A 15699-nucleotide genomic window follows, 5' to 3' on the forward strand; every position below is an offset into this window, starting at 1 on the left:
ATTCGGAAATGGATCACCGGTAGTTCCGGTGATCCATTTCCATTTAGGACTCATTGGCCGGGACAGGAAACAGCCTGGAATCACCGGTGTCACTGCAGTTTCAGCCCGGAGCCGTTGTATCGCAACGATCGGACCATAGGTTCGGGACCTGTGAGAGCGGCGACAGCGCTTCTGGTCCTGATCCTTTTCTCCCTCTGCGCCGGCGCGCCCGTGTCCGCCGCCCCGCCGTCCGATTTCCAGACCTCGCTCGTCGTCGGCGCCGACCTGAACGAGCCGTCCGGCTTCGAGATCGCCCCGGACGGGCGGATCTTCGTCCTGGAGCGGGCCGGCGTCATCAAGGTCTTCAAGGACGGGCACCTACTGGCCACGCCGTTCGCGGTGCTGCCGTCCGAGCCGACCGGTGACCGGGGTCTCATCGGCATCGCCTTCGACCCCGGTTTCGGGGTCACCAATCACTACGCCTATTTCTATTACACCGGCCTTGACCTGCACAATCGGCTGGTCCGCTTCGACGCTTCGGGTGACGTCGGCACCGACGGGCCGTTCGAGATCTTCAAGACCGAGTCGCTCTCGCAGCACCTGCACGTGGGCGGCAGCATCCGGTTCGGGCCGGACGGCAAGCTGTACTTCGCCGTCGGTGACAACGGCTACTCCAGCAACGCGCAGATCCTCTCCAATCCGCACGGCAAGATCCTGCGGATCAACCCCGACGGCTCGATCCCCGCCGACAACCCGTTCTACGGGCAGGCGGGAAAAGAGCAGGCGATCTGGGCGTACGGCTTCCGCAACCCGTGGCGGTTCCAGTTCGACAGCCTGACCGGGGAGTTGTACGGCGGCGACGTCGGCGACTACACGTGGGAGGAGGTCAACCACATCGTCAAGGGCGGCAACTACGGGTGGCCGCTCAAGGAGGGGATGTGCACCGCGAACTGCGCGGGGTTCATCGACCCGATCCATGTGTACGCCCATGACGGCGAGAGCGCGGCGGCCACCGGCGGACCGGTCTACCGGGGCTCGGTCTTCCCGCCCGAGTACCGGGGGAACCTGTTCTTCGCCGACTACGCGAAGGGGTTCATCAAGCGGGCCGTGCTCGACGAGAACGGCAACGTCACGGCGGTGCACGACTTCGACGCGCAGGCCGGGGCGGTCGTCGACCTCAAGGTGGGGCCGGACGGCGACCTCTACTACCTGACCTACATCCCGGGGCGGATCTACAAGGTCACCTACAGCCTGGGCAACCACTCCCCCACGGCGAACGCCACGTCCGACGTGGACAAGGGGCTGAACCCGCTGACCGTCAACTTCTCCAGTGCGGGCAGCAGCGACCCGGACGGCGACCCGCTCACCTACTCCTGGGACTTCGGCGACGGCACGACCAGCGCCGACGCCAACCCGACACACACCTATCCGGACACCGGCGTCTACACCGCGGTGCTGCGGGTGGCCGACAGCGGCGGTGACACCGCGAGCGCCGTACCGCTGATCATCCAGGTCGGCATCGCGCCCACGGTGACCATCGCGGTGCCGGCCGACGAGTCCACCTACCGCGCCGGCGACGTCATCACCTACAACGCCTTCGCGCAGGACGCCGCCGGGTTCGACCTGGACGACAACCGCATCCGGACGTCGGTGATCCTGCATCACCACACGCACATCCACCCGTTCGCCGGGCCGCTGACCGGCCGGGCCGGGCAGTTCACCATTCCGGACACCGGCGAGTCGTCGGCCGACACCTGGTACGAGATCCGGGTGACCGCCACCGACGGCACCGGGCTGAGCACCTCGAAGTCGATCGAGATCCGGCCGCTCACCACCACTCTCACGGTCGCGACCAGCCCGCCCGGCCTGACCGCGTATCTGGACGGGGTGCCGGTGGAGACCCCGCACGAGGTCCTCGGGGTGGAGAACTTCAAGCGGGAGCTGTACGCCCCACCGACCGCCGTGGCGGCCGACGGCACGGTCTACCAGTTCCAAGGCTGGTCGGACGGGAAGGGCATCCGGCACACCGTCACCACCCCGGCCGCGGACACCACCTACACCGCCACCTATGTGCCGTCGGCGCCGTTCACCGCCACCTTCTACGACAACAAGAACCTGGCCGGGACCCCGGTGCTGACCCGGGCCGACCCACGGATCGACTTCGTCTGGGGCGAGGCCGCCCCGGACCCGGCGGTGCCGGCGAACGCGTTCTCCGCCCGCTGGACGAAGCGGCAGCACTTCCCGGCCGGGCGCTACCGGTTCACCACGGTCTCCGACGACGGCGTCCGGCTCTACGTGGACCGGCGGCTGGTGCTCGACAGGTGGCAGGGCCAGTCCGGGACCGCCTACGACTGGATCGGCGACCTGGGCGAGGGCGTCCACACGATCACCCTCGAGTACTTCGACGAGGGCGGCGACGCGATGGCCAAACTGGACTGGGCGGCCGCCATCGACCAGCCCGGCACAGAATGGCAGGCCGAGTACTGGAACACCCCGGGGGCCGGCTCCGCGCCGACCGTGCCGTCCACCACGCCGGCGCTGACCCGTGCCGAGCCGAACGTCGACAACGACTGGGCGCTCGGCTCCCCGGACCCGGCGATCAGCGCGGACCACTTCGTCGCCCGGTACACCCGCGCGCTCAGCCTTGCCCCGGGCGACTACGAGTTCATCGCCACCGCCGACGACGGTGTCCGGGTCACCGTGGACGGTCAGCGGATCATCGACGCGTGGGCCGACTCCGGCGCCACCGCGCACACCCGGACCACCCTGCTCGGCGGCGGGCCGCACACGGTGGTGATGGAGTACTACGAGAACGGGGGCGACGCGGTCGCGAAACTCGCCTTCCGGCAGACCGCCGAGGCAGCCGATCCACCGGACTGGACAGCCCAATACTTCACCGGCATGGATCTGGCCGGTGAGCCCGTGCTGACCCGGCAGGACAGCACGATCGGCTTCGACTGGGGTGGCGGCGCACCCGCCGCGGGTCTGCCCGCCGACGGCTTCTCGGCCCGCTGGACCCGCACCGACACCCTGCCGGCCGGCATCTACCGGTTCGCCGGCCAGAGCGACGACGGCATCCGGGTCTGGCTGGACGGTGTCCCGATCGTCGACAAGTGGGTCAACCAGAACGACTCGTTCAGCACCGACCGCCTGCTGTTCGACGGCCCCCATCAGATCCGGGTCGAGTACTTCGAGAACGGTGGCGGCGCCATCGCCCGGTTCGGTTACGAACGCGTCGGTGACGTCGGCCCGGTCGACACCTGGGCCGCCGAGTACTTCGACAACCGCGAACTGTCCGGCACGCCGGTGCTGACCGGATCCGACGACGCGGTCGCGTTCGACTGGGGCGACGGCAGCCCCGGACCGGCCGTCCCCGCCGACGGATTCTCGGCCCGCTGGACACGGACCGCCGCGTGGACGGCCGGGACCTACCGGTTCGCGGCGACCGGCGACGACGGGATCCGGGTGCTGCTCGACGGCGTCACGGTCGTCGACGGCTGGTCCGATCACGGCCCCACCACCTTCACCGCCGACATCGATGTCGCGGCCGGTGAGCACACCGTCGTCGTCGAGTACTACGAGGCCGGCGGCGGAGCGGTAGCACGATTCACGTCCCAGAGGGAGATCCCGTAATGGTGGAGGTAATCCCGGTTCGGCTGAAGGCACCTCCGGCGGTCACCGTCGTCGTGCCCACGCGCAACGAGGCGGACAACGTACGGCCCCTGGTCGAGCAACTGCGTGACGCGCTCGGCGCCACCCCCAGCGAGATCGTCTTCGTCGACGACAGCGACGACCACACCCCGGAGATCATCACCGCACTGTCCGCATCGGATCCGGAGGGCGTACGCCTGCTGCATCGGCCGCGAGGCGAACGGACCGGGGGCCTCGGGGGTGCGGTGACCGCCGGATTGACCGCGGCGCTCGCGCCGTGGGTCGTGGTGATGGACGGCGACCTGCAGCATCCCCCGGCCACCGTGCCGGAGCTGCTCGCCGCCGGGCAGATCGACCAGGCGGACGCGGTGGTGGCCAGCCGCTACCGCACCCGCGGGCGGGTCACCGGCCTCGGCGGCGCCTTCCGGCGCATCGTCTCGCGCGCCTCCGGCACCCTCGCCAAGATCTTCTTCCCGGTCCGGCTGCGGGCGGTCACCGATCCGATGAGCGGCTTCTTCGCGGTACGCCGGGACGCGCTCGACACCTCGTCGTTGCGGCCGAACGGGTACAAGATCCTGCTGGAGCTCGTGGTCCGCGGCCGGATGCGGCAGATCACCGAGGTGCCGTACACGTTCCGGCCACGGCAGGCTGGCGAGAGCAAGGCGTCGCTGCGGGAGGGGCTGCGCTATCTGCGCCACCTGACGCTGCTGCGACTCGCCGCGGCCCGGCATCCGGTGTCGCCGCTGGGCCGGCTGGCCGGCTTCGGGCTGGCCGGGGCGATCGGCACAGCCGTCAACTCGGCGGCCCTGTGGGCGCTCGGCGAGGTCGCGGGGCTGCCGTACCTGCTGGCCGCGCTCCTGGCCGTGCAGGTGGCGATCGTGTGGAACTTCGCGGTCATCGACAACCTGGTGATGCCTCCGGGTGAGCACGCCCGGCGCCGCCGGTTCGGCCGGTTCCTGCTGCTCAACAACACGCTCACGCCGGTCCATCTGGGGCTGCTCTACGGGCTCGTGCAACTGGCCGGGCTGCACTACCTGGAAGCGAACGTGCTGGCCATCGTGGTGGTGTTCGTGCTGCGGTACGCGGTCACCAGCAACTGGGTGTACGGCGCTCCGGCCGGCGCGGGCGGCCTGGTGGTGGCGGTGCGCCGGGCGGTCGCGACCCGGCTGCTGCTGGCGGTGGCGCTGACCGCGGTGGCGTTCCCGGCGCTCGCCGCGGACGTGTGGGACGGCCTGTGGAGCCGTGGCTCCGGGGTGCCGCTGCTGATCCCGGCCGCCGCGGCGGCGGCGCTGGCCGCGAGCCGGATCCGGCCGTCGAGCGCCGAACCGGACGTGCACGACCGGCAGGTGGACGGGCTGCTGGCCACCGTGTTCCTGACCGCCGGCGTGACCCTGCTGCTGCTCATGCCGGCCGACGCCTGGCTGGTTCCGGCGGCGCTGTCGTTCCTGGCCGGCGCGGCGATCCTGCTGGTCGGCACCCGTACCGTGGCGCGGCTGCGGTGGGCGCTGCTGCTGCCCCTGCTCGCGATCGCCGGGGTGGCCCCGGCCGTGGGCGCACCGGTGGACGCCGGCATCCGGGCCGTGGTCACCCTGCTCGGCCGCCCGGCCGGGCCGACCAGCAGCGGAGGCGGCCTGGTCACCGAGTATCACGGCCAGGAGTTGCTGCTGCCCGCTCAGCAGCTACCGGGCCTGGCGCTGGCCGGTGCGGTCGTGTGCCTGCTGATCAGCGCGTTCGTCCTGTCCGGAGCGACACGGCAGGCCCTGACCCGGGGTGTGGTGGGGTCGCTGACGGTGACCGCGGTGACCGTCGGCGCGGTCCTGGTCGTGCTGCTGACCGGGCGCCTGTTCGGCCCGGCCGCCTTCGACGTGGCACGGCTGCCGGTCCTCACCGACGCGGTGCTGGCGATCACCGTCGCGGTCGTCGTGACCCGCTGGTCGCCGGCGCCCGCCCCGGTCACCGCCGTCCGGCAGTACCTTCCCCGGGGCCGGTTCGCGCTGGCGGCACTGGTGGCGATGGCCGTGATCCTGCTGGAGAGCGCCCGATGAGCGCGGACTTCTCGGCGCGGGTGGTGCTGTCGAGGATGCAGCGGGCCGGCCTGATCGCGGCGCTCGTGCTGCTCACCGTATGGGCGGTGCTGCGGCCGATGACAGTGCTGCAGACCGTGGTGGCGATCGTGACCGTGGCGTACGGCGCGGCGATCGTCTTCCGGGTCGTGCTGGTGTGGGCGTCGACCCGCGGCGAGCACCTGATCCGGGTCAGCGACGAGGAGGCCCGGGCCGTCCCCGATCACGAGCTGCCGGTCTACACGGTGCTGGTGCCCGCCTACCGGGAGCCGTCGGTGATCGGGCTGCTCATGTCGCATCTGGGCGCGCTGGAGTACCCGGCGGACAAGCTGGAGATCATCCTGCTGCTGGAGGAGGACGACCGGGAGACCATCGAGGCCGCGGAGGCCGTGGCGACCGCCGATCACGTGCGGATCCTGGTGGTGCCCGAGTCGCAGCCCAAGACCAAGCCGAAGGCCTGCAACGTGGGGCTGGAGCAGGCCACCGGCGAGTTCGTGACGATCTACGACGCCGAGGACATCCCCGACCCGCTGCAGCTGCGCCGGGCCGTGGTGGCGCTGCGCCGGCTCGGGCCGTCCTATGTGTGCCTGCAGGCCGAGCTGGGCTACTTCAACGTCGACCAGAACCGGATCACCCGGTGGTTCGCGCTGGAGTACGCCACCTGGTTCCGGTCGCTGCTGCCCGGTCTGGTGGCGCTGCGGATGCCGATCCCGCTGGGCGGCACCAGCAACCATTTCCGGGCGCGGGAGCTGCGGGAGCTGGGGGCCTGGGATCCGTACAACGTGACCGAGGACGCCGACCTCGGGATCCGGCTGGCCCGCTCCGGATACCGGGTCGGGGTGCTGCACTCGGTCACGCTGGAGGAGGCGAACTCCGACTTCATCAACTGGATCAAGCAGCGCAGCCGCTGGTACAAGGGCTACCTGATGACCTGGCTGGTGCACCTGCGGTCACCGCGGGCCACGGCCCGGCAGCTGGGCTGGCGCGGGATCCTCTGCCTCAACCTGTTCGTCGGCGGCACCCCGCTCGCGGCGCTGCTCAACGCCGTCCTGTGGGCCACCACGATCCTCTGGTTCCTGGACCGGCCGCCGATCATGGAGGAGATCTTCGTGCCGCCCTTCTATTACCTGGGCGTCCTCTGCCTGGTCTTCGGCAACGCCACGGTGATCTATCTGAACGTGCTGTCGGCCCGCACCATGGACCGGCCCGACCTCCTCGGCACGGCGCTGCTGTCGCCCGGGTACTGGGCGATGATGAGCCTGGCCGGGGCCAAGGCCGCCTGGCAGCTCGTGTTCAAACCGTCCTACTGGGAGAAGACGACGCACGGCCTGCACCTCGCCAAGGAGACCGCCGATGTCGGTTGACGTGCTCACCCGTACCCCTCAGGTGTTGAAGAGGCCGTTCGTCTTCTATGCGGTCGTCTATGTGGCCATGGCTCTGTGGTTCTGGCAGAGCGACCTGGTGCCCGGCGACTCGGCGAGCCGGGTCGCGAACGCCTGGTACACGCTGTTCAGCCGGGATCCGCACCTGGCCGCCATCGGTTTCGTCTGGAACCCGCTGCCGTCGCTGATCCTGCTGCCGTTCCTGCCGCTCGGGCTGATCTTCCCGGCGCTCACCCAGCAGGGCCTGCTCGTGGTGCTGGTCTCGGCGGCGCTGATGACGGCGACCGTCGCGGTGCTGCACGACGTGCTCCGGCGCTCCGATGTGCCGCGGACCGCCCGGCTCGTGCTCACCGCCGCGTTCGCGCTGCACCCGATGATCGTCATCTACTCCGGCAACGGGATGAGCGAGGCCTGCTTCCTGCTCTGCCTGATGCTGGCGGTGCGGGCGCTGGTCATCTGGCTCGCCGACGGCCGCGCCGAACAACTCGTGCCACTCGGCCTCGCCATCGGGCTCGCCTACGGCGCGAGATACGAGGCGCTCGCCCCGGCTGCCGCGGTCCCGGTCCTCGTCTTCCTGACAACCCTGTGGCGTACGCCCGGAGACCGCCCCCGCCGAATCGCCCTGGCCCGTACCGACGCGGTCCTCGCCGGGCTGCCCGGCCTGCTGGCGGTGATCCTGTGGGCGCTGGCCGGCAAGCTGATCGTCGGCCAGTGGTTCGCCACGTTCTCCTCCCAGTACGGCAACTCCGCCCAGGTGTCCGCGAACGCCACCGGCATCAGCTCGGTCACCGGCGACGACCTGCCCGGCCGGATCGGCTACTGGTTGCAGCAGATGCTCGGCCTGGCCCCGCTGTTCGTGGTGGTCCTCGTCGCCGCGCTGGTGGTGGCCTGGCGACGGCGTGACCCACGGGTGCTCGCCGCGGTCACCGTCCTCGGGTCGGTGCTGGCGTTCGACGCGCTGGCGTTCCTGTCCGGCACGTCGTTCGGCTGGCTGCGGTTCCACATCACTGTCGTCCCGCTGACCGTGCTGCTGGCCGGGCATCTGATCGCGGCCCGGCCCCGGCGGGAGGTGGTCACCGCGGCGCTGGCCGCCGTGCTCGTCGCGATCCCGGCCACGGTGGTCACCCTCGGCCGGCCGACGCTGGCCCGCGAGGAGTCGGAGTGGCTCACCGCGGACGGCGCCGACCGTACCCGTGGGCTCACCCTGGTCAACCGGAGGGTGGCCGCCGACCTGGACGCCATGGAGCTGCCGGACGGCGCCGTCCTCACCGACGCGGCCTACGCCTTCGGCATCGTGCTGGCCAGCGACCGGCCCCGGCAGTTCGTCATCACCCCGGACCGGGACTTCGCGGCGGCCGTCGCCGATCCGGCCGGCCACGGGGTGCGCTATCTGCTGCTGTCCGCCCAGGGCGCGGCCGACGCGGTCCGCCTGCGTGCCGTCACCACCGCCCCGCCGGCCCTGAGCTGGGACGACGACCGCGGTGGCCGGCAGTGGACGCTCGTCCCCGTCGCGCGATGAGGATCGTCGCCGTTCCGGCGAGGAGGAGTCGTCAGCCGGACAGTTCGGCGATCAGGCGGCGGTAGGTGGTGAACGCCGGCCGGGGCCGGTAGTCCGTGGTCATCAGGCCGAACCGGAACATCGGGTCGTCGGCGGAGCTGTCGGCGTCGCGGAGCGCGAAGTGCTCATACGTGTCGATGCCGAGATCACCGGCGCCGGCGACGGCCCGTACCACCGTCTCCAGGACCTCGGCCTGACGCTCCGGTGACCGGCCCGCGCCGGTCGGCCACCCGTGCTCGGTGATGTGCATCGGCACCGACTCCGGCACCCCGCCCGCGCCCAGGCTCTCCCGCCGGAAATGGCGGAGCACCCCGGCCACCGTGCCGGCGAACTCCTCCGGCGGGATCGGCCGGAAGACGTCCGGGAAGAAGTCGAGCCCCACATAGCCGAGCGCGGCCCGGAACTCGTCACCACCCGCCCGCCCCAGGCCGGTCCAGTACTCCTGCCCCGGGTCGAAGGCGAGCGTCGCGTTGCAGCCGACCAGGACGTCCACGCCGAGCCGGGCCACCTCGTCGCGCGCCGCGAGAACACCCTCGATCAGAGCCCGCCGCACCGCCGGGAAACCGCCGTCGCCACCCGGCCCGGGATTGTCCGGCTCCTCGGTGATCTGCACCTTGGCCAGGATCGGCGCGTGCCGGCGGATCTGCTCGCGGACGAACCGCAGCCATCCGGCCAGATCGTCGCCCGGCTCGCGGAAACACAGCACCAGGTCGAGCCGTCGGCGGCCGGTCGCGTACTGCTCCGGGTCGGGTGGCGCCTGCGGCATGCCGGGCGTGGCGTCGCTGTAGTGCAGGTAGCCCCGGACCAGGAACGGGCGGTCGCCGTGCAGCTCGTCGAGCGCGGCCAGGATGCGGTCCGGATCGTTCACCGCGCCCGGAGTGACGGAGCCGTCAGCCGTTTCGGAGAGGCCACCCGGATAGAGACCGAAGAGAAGAGGCATGGGCCGACCGTAGTGGAATTTTGGTGTCACACCAAGTTTTGGGTGACGCTAAGATTCGGGACGTGGGCCTTCGTGACGACAAGAAGCAGGCGACCCGCACGGCGATCGCCGACGCCGCGCTGGCGCTGTTCCTGGAGAAGGGTTTCGACCGGGTCACCGTCGCCGAGGTGGGCCGCGCCGCGACCGTCTCGGTCAACACGGTCTTCAACTACTTCCCCACCAAGGAGGACCTGTTCTTCGACCGCCAGGACGAGGTGATCCAGCGGCTCGCCCGCGCCGTGCGCGACCGGGTCCCCGGGGAGACGCCGGCGGCCGCCGTGCACCGCGCGTTTCTCGAACGCCTGGATCGCGACGACGCCACGCTCGGCCTGGACCCCGCAGCGGCGCGATTCTGGCGGGTCGTCGACGACAGTCCGGCATTGCTGGCGCGCGCCCGGCTCCTGCGCGAGCTGACCGAGGAGGCGCTGGCCACCGCGCTCACCGCCGCCGCGCCTCCGGACGCCGCGTCGCCGGCCTCCGGCCATCTCGCCGCCGCTCTCCTGTCGGCCGCCGACCACGCCCTGCATGCCGAGATCCGGCGCCGGATCACGCGGGGCGAGTCGCCGGAGAGCGTCCGTGCCGTGATCCGCGCCACTGCCGGGCGGGTCTTCGCCGTCCTCAATGGAGTGTCGTAGAGACTTCCGGGACCTTTTGGTGACGGTTGTCCCATCACTCGAATGGTGTCGGAACTCTGACAGGACGCCTGCGCGCGCCACTCGGACGATGGCCCCGCCCCTGGTCACAGTGGATAGTCGTACCGGTGCGGAGAGTTACCCCCATCGATCTTGGATGGTTCGCACCGGCTACTCTCGACAGAGCATCTGAGCTGCGTAAACACATCTTGAAGACGGGGTAAAGACATGGCCGCGGAGGGAGAGGTCGTCGGGGGGCGTTATCGGCTCGTCCACCCGCTCGCCTCAGGTCACATGAGCCGGATCTGGCTCGCTGTGGACGAGAAGACCGACACGCAGGTCGTGGTCAAACACTGCGCCATCCCCGACGGACTGACGATCGGGCAGCAGGAGCTGATCCGGGACTGGGCGCTGCCGGAGGCCGTCGCCGCCTCCCGCGTCGAGCACCCCAACGTGATGAACACCCTCGACGTGCTGCCGTCGTGGGACGGTCCGTGGATCGTCATGGAGTACCTTCCGTCCCGGTCGCTGCACGAGGTGATCGACGAGACCGGGCCGCTGTCCCCGATCCGGGTCGCGCGGATCGGCCTCGTGCTGGTGTCGGCGCTGCGGGCGGCCGGGCGGGCCGGGGTGCTGCACCTCGACGTCAAGCCCGGCAACGTGCTGATCACCGACGAGGGCCGGGTGGTGCTCACCGACTTCGGCCCGGTGGTCACCCCGAACGGCATCCGCACCCTCGCCGACGCCGGGATCGTCCTCGGCTCCCCGAAATACATCGCCCCCGAACGGATCTTCGACCACGCCACCGACGAGCGGTCCGACCTGTGGTCGCTGGGGGCCACGCTCTACCACGCGGTCGAGGGCCGCCCGCCGTTCGTCCGCCGGACCACCACCGAGGTGCTGCGCGCGATCGGCGCCGGCCGCCCCGAGCCGCCCCGCCGGGCCGGGCCGCTGGCGCCGGTGCTCGCCGGTCTGCTGCGTCGCGATCCGTCCGACCGGCTGACCGTCACCGGAGCGGAGTGGGCGCTGCGCGGCGTCGTCGAGGCGAGCCGGCGACGGCCACGGTCCGCGGCCCGCCGGCGGATCCCGGCGGCGTTGGCGGCGGTCGCGGTCACCACGACCCTCACGGCGGTCGCGGCGACGGCCCAGGGCGAGACCCGCGGCGGTACGGACGTCGCCGCCGCCACCGTCACCACCGCTCCCGCCTCGCCCGACCCGAACCGGCCGGCCGGCATCCTCCCGGCGCCCGCCCGGCCCGGTCTCACCACCGATGCGGCCGGCTCCGCGACCGTGCTGTCCGCCCCCGGAGGGACCGGCCGGTCCACCGCCGATGGTCCCCACACCGCCGGCCCGGACACCGCCGGTCCGCCTGCCGGTGGCCCGGCCGCCACCGGGACCGCTGTCCCACCCGCCCTGCCGCCCGGTCCCGAGCGGTCCACCGGCGTCCCGGCCGGGCCTGGGCGGGAGACCGCGCCGCCGCCCGGGCACACCTGGTGGGACAGCCCGGACGGCTACCGGATCGCCGTTCCCGAGGGCTGGCGCCGGCTCGACATCCCGGGCGGGACGGCCTTCCGCGCCGACGCCGACCGGCTGCGGCTCAGCGTCACCGCCGTGGCCGAGCCTCCGTCCGACGTGATCGCCGAACTGGAGATCGCCGAGATGGAGACCGCCCTCCCCGGCTACCGGCGGCTCCGCCTCGAAGCGCTTCCGGCCGGATCGGCGGCCGTCTGGGAGTACACCTTCCGCGACCGCGACGGCGCCTCGATGCGCTCGCTGCGCCGGGTCACCACCAGCGGCGGCCGCACGTTCGTGCTGGAGTGGCAGTCCACCCGGCAGGCCTGGGCCACCAACCTCCCCGGCTTCACCGTCATCCTCGCCTCCTTCACCACGCGCCCCTGAACCCGCGAGGGGTGACCGCCGGGGGCCGCTTTCGCCGGTGCGGCGCGCTGAGGGGCGGGAGGCGGGCAGCGCCTCGCGGGGGAGCGGAGGGGGCGGGGTGGATTCGGCGGGGCGGGTCAGCCGTACCTCCTGGTGAGGTCGGGAAGGACCTCGGCGATCTTGTGCAGGAGGTCGTGGGCGGTGAAGGGTTTCTCGATGAAGGCGATGTCACCGTCGAGGACGTGGGTGGTGCCGAGGAGGCCGTTGCTGTAGCCGGACATGTAGAGGACGGGCAGGGCCGGTTCGGATGCGTGGACCAGTTCGGCCAGACGGCGGCCGGACATCTCCGGCATGATCACGTCGGTCAGCAGGGCGTCGCAGCGGTGCTGGTGGAAGAGGGTCAGCGCCTGGCGGCCGCCGGTGGCGGTGAGGACGTGATAGCCGCCGTCGGTGAGGATGCGGGTGACGACGCGGGCGAGGGCCGGCTCGTCCTCGACGACCAGGATGGTCCGCCCGTCGCCCGCCGGGGGCGCGTCGTGCCGCGGGAGCGTGGCGGCGCCGTCGCCGGACGCCGTGACCAGCGGCAGGTAGATGCGGAACGTGGTGCCGACGCCCGGCTCGGAGTAGACGTTGATGCTGCCGCCCGCCTCGGCGACGATGCCGTAGACGGTGGACAGTCCCAGCCCGGTCCCCTGGCCGCGGGGCTTCGTCGTGTAGAACGGCTCGAAGATGTGCGCCGCCACGTCCGCTGTCATGCCCTCGCCGGTGTCGCTGACCAGCAGGCGGGCGTAGGCTCCGGCGGGCAGTGCGGGCTGCATGTCGAGTTCCCCGCCGTCCAGGTCGGCGGTGTTCGCCTCCAGGACCAGGGTGCCGCCGTCGGGCATCGCGTCGCGGGCGTTGATCGCCAGGTTGAGCACCACCTGCTGCAGCTGGCCGGGGTCGACGTGCACGGTGACCGGCGCCGCCGACGGCACCATGATCAGGTTGATGTGTTCGCCGATGGTGCGGCCGAGCATGGCGTGCACCTCGGCGAGAGCGGCAGAGAGGTCGACGTCGCGGGGCTGGATGGTGTCGCCGCGGGTGAAGGTCAGCAGCTGACGGGTCAGGTTGATGGCCCGGTCGGCGGCGGTGCGCACGTGCCGCAGGTCGGCGGTGAGGGCGTCGTTGCCGGCCGCCTCCTCGGCCGCGAAGTCGGTGTAGTTCACGATGATCGCCAGGATGTTGTTGAAGTCGTGCGCCACCCCGCCCGCCAGTTTGCCGAGGCTCTCCATCCGCTGCGCCTGGTGGGTACGCTCCTCGACGGCCCGCTGCCGCTCGGCCGCCTCCTTCAGCGCGGTGATGTCCCGGACCACCGCGGAGAACCCGATCGGCTGCCCGAAACGGTCCCGGACCAGGGCCACACTGAACGACGCCTCGACCGGGGTGCCGTCCTTGCGGAACCGGCGTGTCTCGTACGGCACACCCTTCTCGCCCTCCCGGATCCGCCGCATCATGTCGCGCTGCTCCGCGGCACCGGCCTCGTCGGTCAGGATCCGGGCGTGCCGGCCGACGACCTCGTCGGCGGTCCAGCCGAAGATCTGTTCGGCGCCGCGGTTCCAGGCCGTGAGGACGCCGTCGAGGTCGGACCCGATGATCGCGTCGTCGGTGTGCTCGGCCACGGCCTGCAGGGTGGCCCGATGCGCGTCGGCCTCGTCCTGCAGCCGGCCGCGCCGCCGTACCGCCCAGACCACGACGACCGCCGTGACCACCACGTACGTGAGCAGGATCGCCAGGTTGCCCAGCAGAAAAAGCTGTTCCGGCACGGTCGTCATATCGGAAACTGTTCGGTCATGCTGAGGGGCTGAGCCATCTCTGGGGGGACAGTGCGAGTCGGAATCACCGGGGTCGGCGCCCATCTGCCGGAGCACGAGGTCACCACGACCGAGTTGCAGGACCGGATCGGGCGGCTCCCCCGCGGCCTGCTCGCCCGGCTCACCGGCATCGAACGGCGGCGGTTCGCGGCCGACGGGGAGTACGCCTCCACGCTGGGCCTGCACGCCGCCCGCGCCGCCCTCGACGCGGCCGGCGCCCGCCCCGGCGACGTCGACCTGCTGCTGTTCGCGTCGGCCAGCCGGGACATGGTCGAGCCGGCCACCGCGCACATCCTGCAGGACGCGCTCGGCAGCCGGGCCCACGCGCTGGACGTCACCAACGCGTGCAACAGCTTCGTCAACGGGATCGACCTGGCCCGGTCGATGATCCTGGCCGGACGGGCCCGGCGGGCGCTGGTCGTCACCGGGGAGACACCGAGCCGGGTGATGCGGCCGCGGGTGGCGGGGCTGGCCGAGGCGCGGCGGGCGTTCGCCGGGTACACGTTCGGCGACGCCGGGGCGGCCGTGGTCGTCGAGCCGGTGGAGCGGGGCGGCATCATCGACGTCGACACGGCCACCCACTCCGAGCACTGGACGGTCGGCGGGATCCCGGGCGGCGGGTCACGGCATCCACGAGGCGAGGAGCACACCTATTTCACCGGGGACGGGCACCGGCTGCGCGGCGTGTTCGAGACGATCGGGGCGGGCATCCTGGACCGGGTCCGGGAGCGCACCGGCATGGCGTACACCGACTACGCCCGGATCCTGGTGCATCAGGTGACGCTGCCGTACCTGGAGCGGTTCATCGAGGTCACCGGCGTGCCGAAGGACCGGCTCGACATCACCGTCACCTCGTTCGGCAACATGGCGAGCGCCACCCTCGGCGTGCAGCTGAGCCGAACGTTCCCGCAGCTGATCGCCGGTGACCGGGTGCTGTTCATCGGGCTGGGCGGGGGTGTCAGCATGATGACCATGGTGTGGGAGCGGTCGTGAGCGGCCTGTGGGTGATCGTGCCCGCCTACAACGAGGCCGCCCGGATCGGCGCCACCCTGGAGGCGCTCGCCGCCCAGACCGACACCGGCTTCACGCTCCTGGTCGTCGACAACGGGTCCACCGACGCCACCGCCGCCGTGGCCGAGGCGTTCCGGGAGCGGGCGCCGTTCCCGGTGAAGGTGCTCACCGAGACCGAGAAGGGCGTCGGGTGTGCCGTCGACACCGGGTTCCGGCACGCCGTCGCGGCGGGGGCGGAGCTGCTGGCGCGTACCGACGCGGACTGCCTGCCCCGGCCCGGCTGGGTGGCGGCGGCACGGGCCGCCCTCACCGGTGGCGCCGGCATGGTGTGCGGGCGCATCACGGCCCGCCGCGACGAGCACGGTCCGGCCGGGCGGGCGGTGTTCGGGCTGCTGGTGGTGCTCGCGGCGGCGTTCGGGCGGATCCGGCCGGCCCACCGGGACAGCGGCTTCCGGGCGCCGTACCGGATGCACGCCGGCAACAACATGGCGATCACCGCGGCGCTCTACGAGGCGTGCGGCGGGATGCCGCGGCGGCCGTCGCCGACCGACCGGCTCTTCCTCAACCGGGTACGCCGGACCACCTCATCGATCGTGCACAGCCGGTCGATGGTGGTGGAGAACTCGACCCGGCGGCTGCGCGCGTACGGGGTGCTGCGGACCGCCCGCTGGTACCTCGACCGTGGCAGTGGCCCCCTGACCCCGGACCCACGATGA

10 protein-coding genes are annotated in these 15699 nt (G+C 71.8%); 8 read left to right on the plus strand and 2 right to left on the minus strand.

What is annotated here, in order from left to right; all coding sequences use genetic code 11:
* Positions 1-150: 150 nt before the first annotated feature.
* The 4 genes from BM290_RS03970 to BM290_RS03985 are packed head-to-tail and all read left to right on the plus strand — an operon-like array spanning position 151 to position 8594.
* Positions 151-3612, plus strand: coding sequence for a PA14 domain-containing protein (locus tag BM290_RS03970; RefSeq protein ID WP_177319573.1), 3462 nt, complete (start codon positions 151-153; stop codon positions 3610-3612).
* Positions 3612-5675 (plus strand): glycosyltransferase, encoded by a 2064-nt coding sequence (locus tag BM290_RS03975; protein ID WP_093610115.1) that lies wholly within the window; start codon positions 3612-3614, stop codon positions 5673-5675. The genes BM290_RS03970 and BM290_RS03975 overlap by 1 nt, the downstream gene beginning before the upstream one ends.
* The gene (locus tag BM290_RS03980; protein WP_093610117.1) at positions 5672-7057 is read left to right on the plus strand and encodes a glycosyltransferase; all 1386 of its coding nucleotides are present in this window, start codon (positions 5672-5674) and stop codon (positions 7055-7057) included. Before BM290_RS03975 ends, BM290_RS03980 begins: the two co-directional genes overlap by 4 nt.
* Positions 7047-8594 (plus strand): ABC transporter, encoded by a 1548-nt coding sequence (locus BM290_RS03985; protein ID WP_143133608.1) that lies wholly within the window; start codon positions 7047-7049, stop codon positions 8592-8594. The genes BM290_RS03980 and BM290_RS03985 overlap by 11 nt, the downstream gene beginning before the upstream one ends.
* Before the next feature lie 31 nt (positions 8595-8625).
* Here BM290_RS03985 and BM290_RS03990 read toward each other — a convergent pair whose 3' ends face one another.
* Positions 8626-9573 carry a hypothetical protein gene (locus tag BM290_RS03990; RefSeq protein ID WP_093610121.1) on the minus strand — a complete coding sequence of 316 codons (948 nt, stop codon included), beginning with the start codon at positions 9571-9573 and terminating at the stop codon, positions 8626-8628.
* A gap of 62 nt (positions 9574-9635) precedes the next feature.
* On the opposite strand from BM290_RS03990, the gene BM290_RS03995 reads away from it, so the two are divergent.
* Together BM290_RS03995 and BM290_RS04000 are read left to right on the plus strand one after the other, a co-directional pair.
* Positions 9636-10247 carry a TetR/AcrR family transcriptional regulator gene (locus BM290_RS03995; protein WP_093610123.1) on the plus strand — a complete coding sequence of 204 codons (612 nt, stop codon included), beginning with the start codon at positions 9636-9638 and terminating at the stop codon, positions 10245-10247.
* A gap of 225 nt (positions 10248-10472) precedes the next feature.
* Complete coding sequence (locus tag BM290_RS04000; protein ID WP_093610125.1) at positions 10473-12143, plus strand: serine/threonine-protein kinase; 1671 nt, start codon at positions 10473-10475, stop codon at positions 12141-12143.
* 116 nt (positions 12144-12259) lie between these two features.
* Here the strand turns inward: BM290_RS04000 and BM290_RS04005 are convergent, their stop codons facing one another.
* Positions 12260-13933, minus strand: a complete 1674-nt coding sequence (locus BM290_RS04005; protein ID WP_093610127.1) for a PAS domain S-box protein — start codon at positions 13931-13933, stop codon at positions 12260-12262.
* A 51-nt stretch (positions 13934-13984) separates the two neighbouring features.
* Here BM290_RS04005 and BM290_RS04010 point away from each other — a divergent pair, with 51 nt between their 5' ends.
* Both BM290_RS04010 and BM290_RS04015 read left to right on the plus strand, forming a co-directional pair.
* The gene (locus BM290_RS04010; RefSeq protein WP_093610129.1) at positions 13985-14965 is read left to right on the plus strand and encodes a 3-oxoacyl-ACP synthase III family protein; all 981 of its coding nucleotides are present in this window, start codon (positions 13985-13987) and stop codon (positions 14963-14965) included.
* Complete coding sequence (locus BM290_RS04015) at positions 14962-15699, plus strand: glycosyltransferase family 2 protein (RefSeq protein WP_093611155.1); 738 nt, start codon at positions 14962-14964, stop codon at positions 15697-15699. Before BM290_RS04010 ends, BM290_RS04015 begins: the two co-directional genes overlap by 4 nt.

The organism is Actinoplanes philippinensis, from assembly GCF_900113015.1.
GTDB lineage: Bacteria > Actinomycetota > Actinomycetes > Mycobacteriales > Micromonosporaceae > Actinoplanes > Actinoplanes philippinensis.

What these genes read in the sequence shown, in the direction of transcription:
- BM290_RS03980 (WP_093610117.1), top strand. Translation starts at nt 5,672, where the DNA reads ATGAGCGCGGACTTCTCGGCGCGGGTGGTGCTGTCGAGGATGCAGCGG.
- BM290_RS03990 (WP_093610121.1), bottom strand. Translation starts at nt 9,573, where the DNA reads ATGCCTCTTCTCTTCGGTCTCTATCCGGGTGGCCTCTCCGAAACGGCT.
- BM290_RS04000 (WP_093610125.1), top strand. Translation starts at nt 10,473, where the DNA reads ATGGCCGCGGAGGGAGAGGTCGTCGGGGGGCGTTATCGGCTCGTCCAC.
- BM290_RS04005 (WP_093610127.1), bottom strand. Translation starts at nt 13,933, where the DNA reads ATGACGACCGTGCCGGAACAGCTTTTTCTGCTGGGCAACCTGGCGATC.
- BM290_RS03975 (WP_093610115.1), top strand. Translation starts at nt 3,612, where the DNA reads ATGGTGGAGGTAATCCCGGTTCGGCTGAAGGCACCTCCGGCGGTCACC.
- BM290_RS03985 (WP_143133608.1), top strand. Translation starts at nt 7,047, where the DNA reads ATGTCGGTTGACGTGCTCACCCGTACCCCTCAGGTGTTGAAGAGGCCG.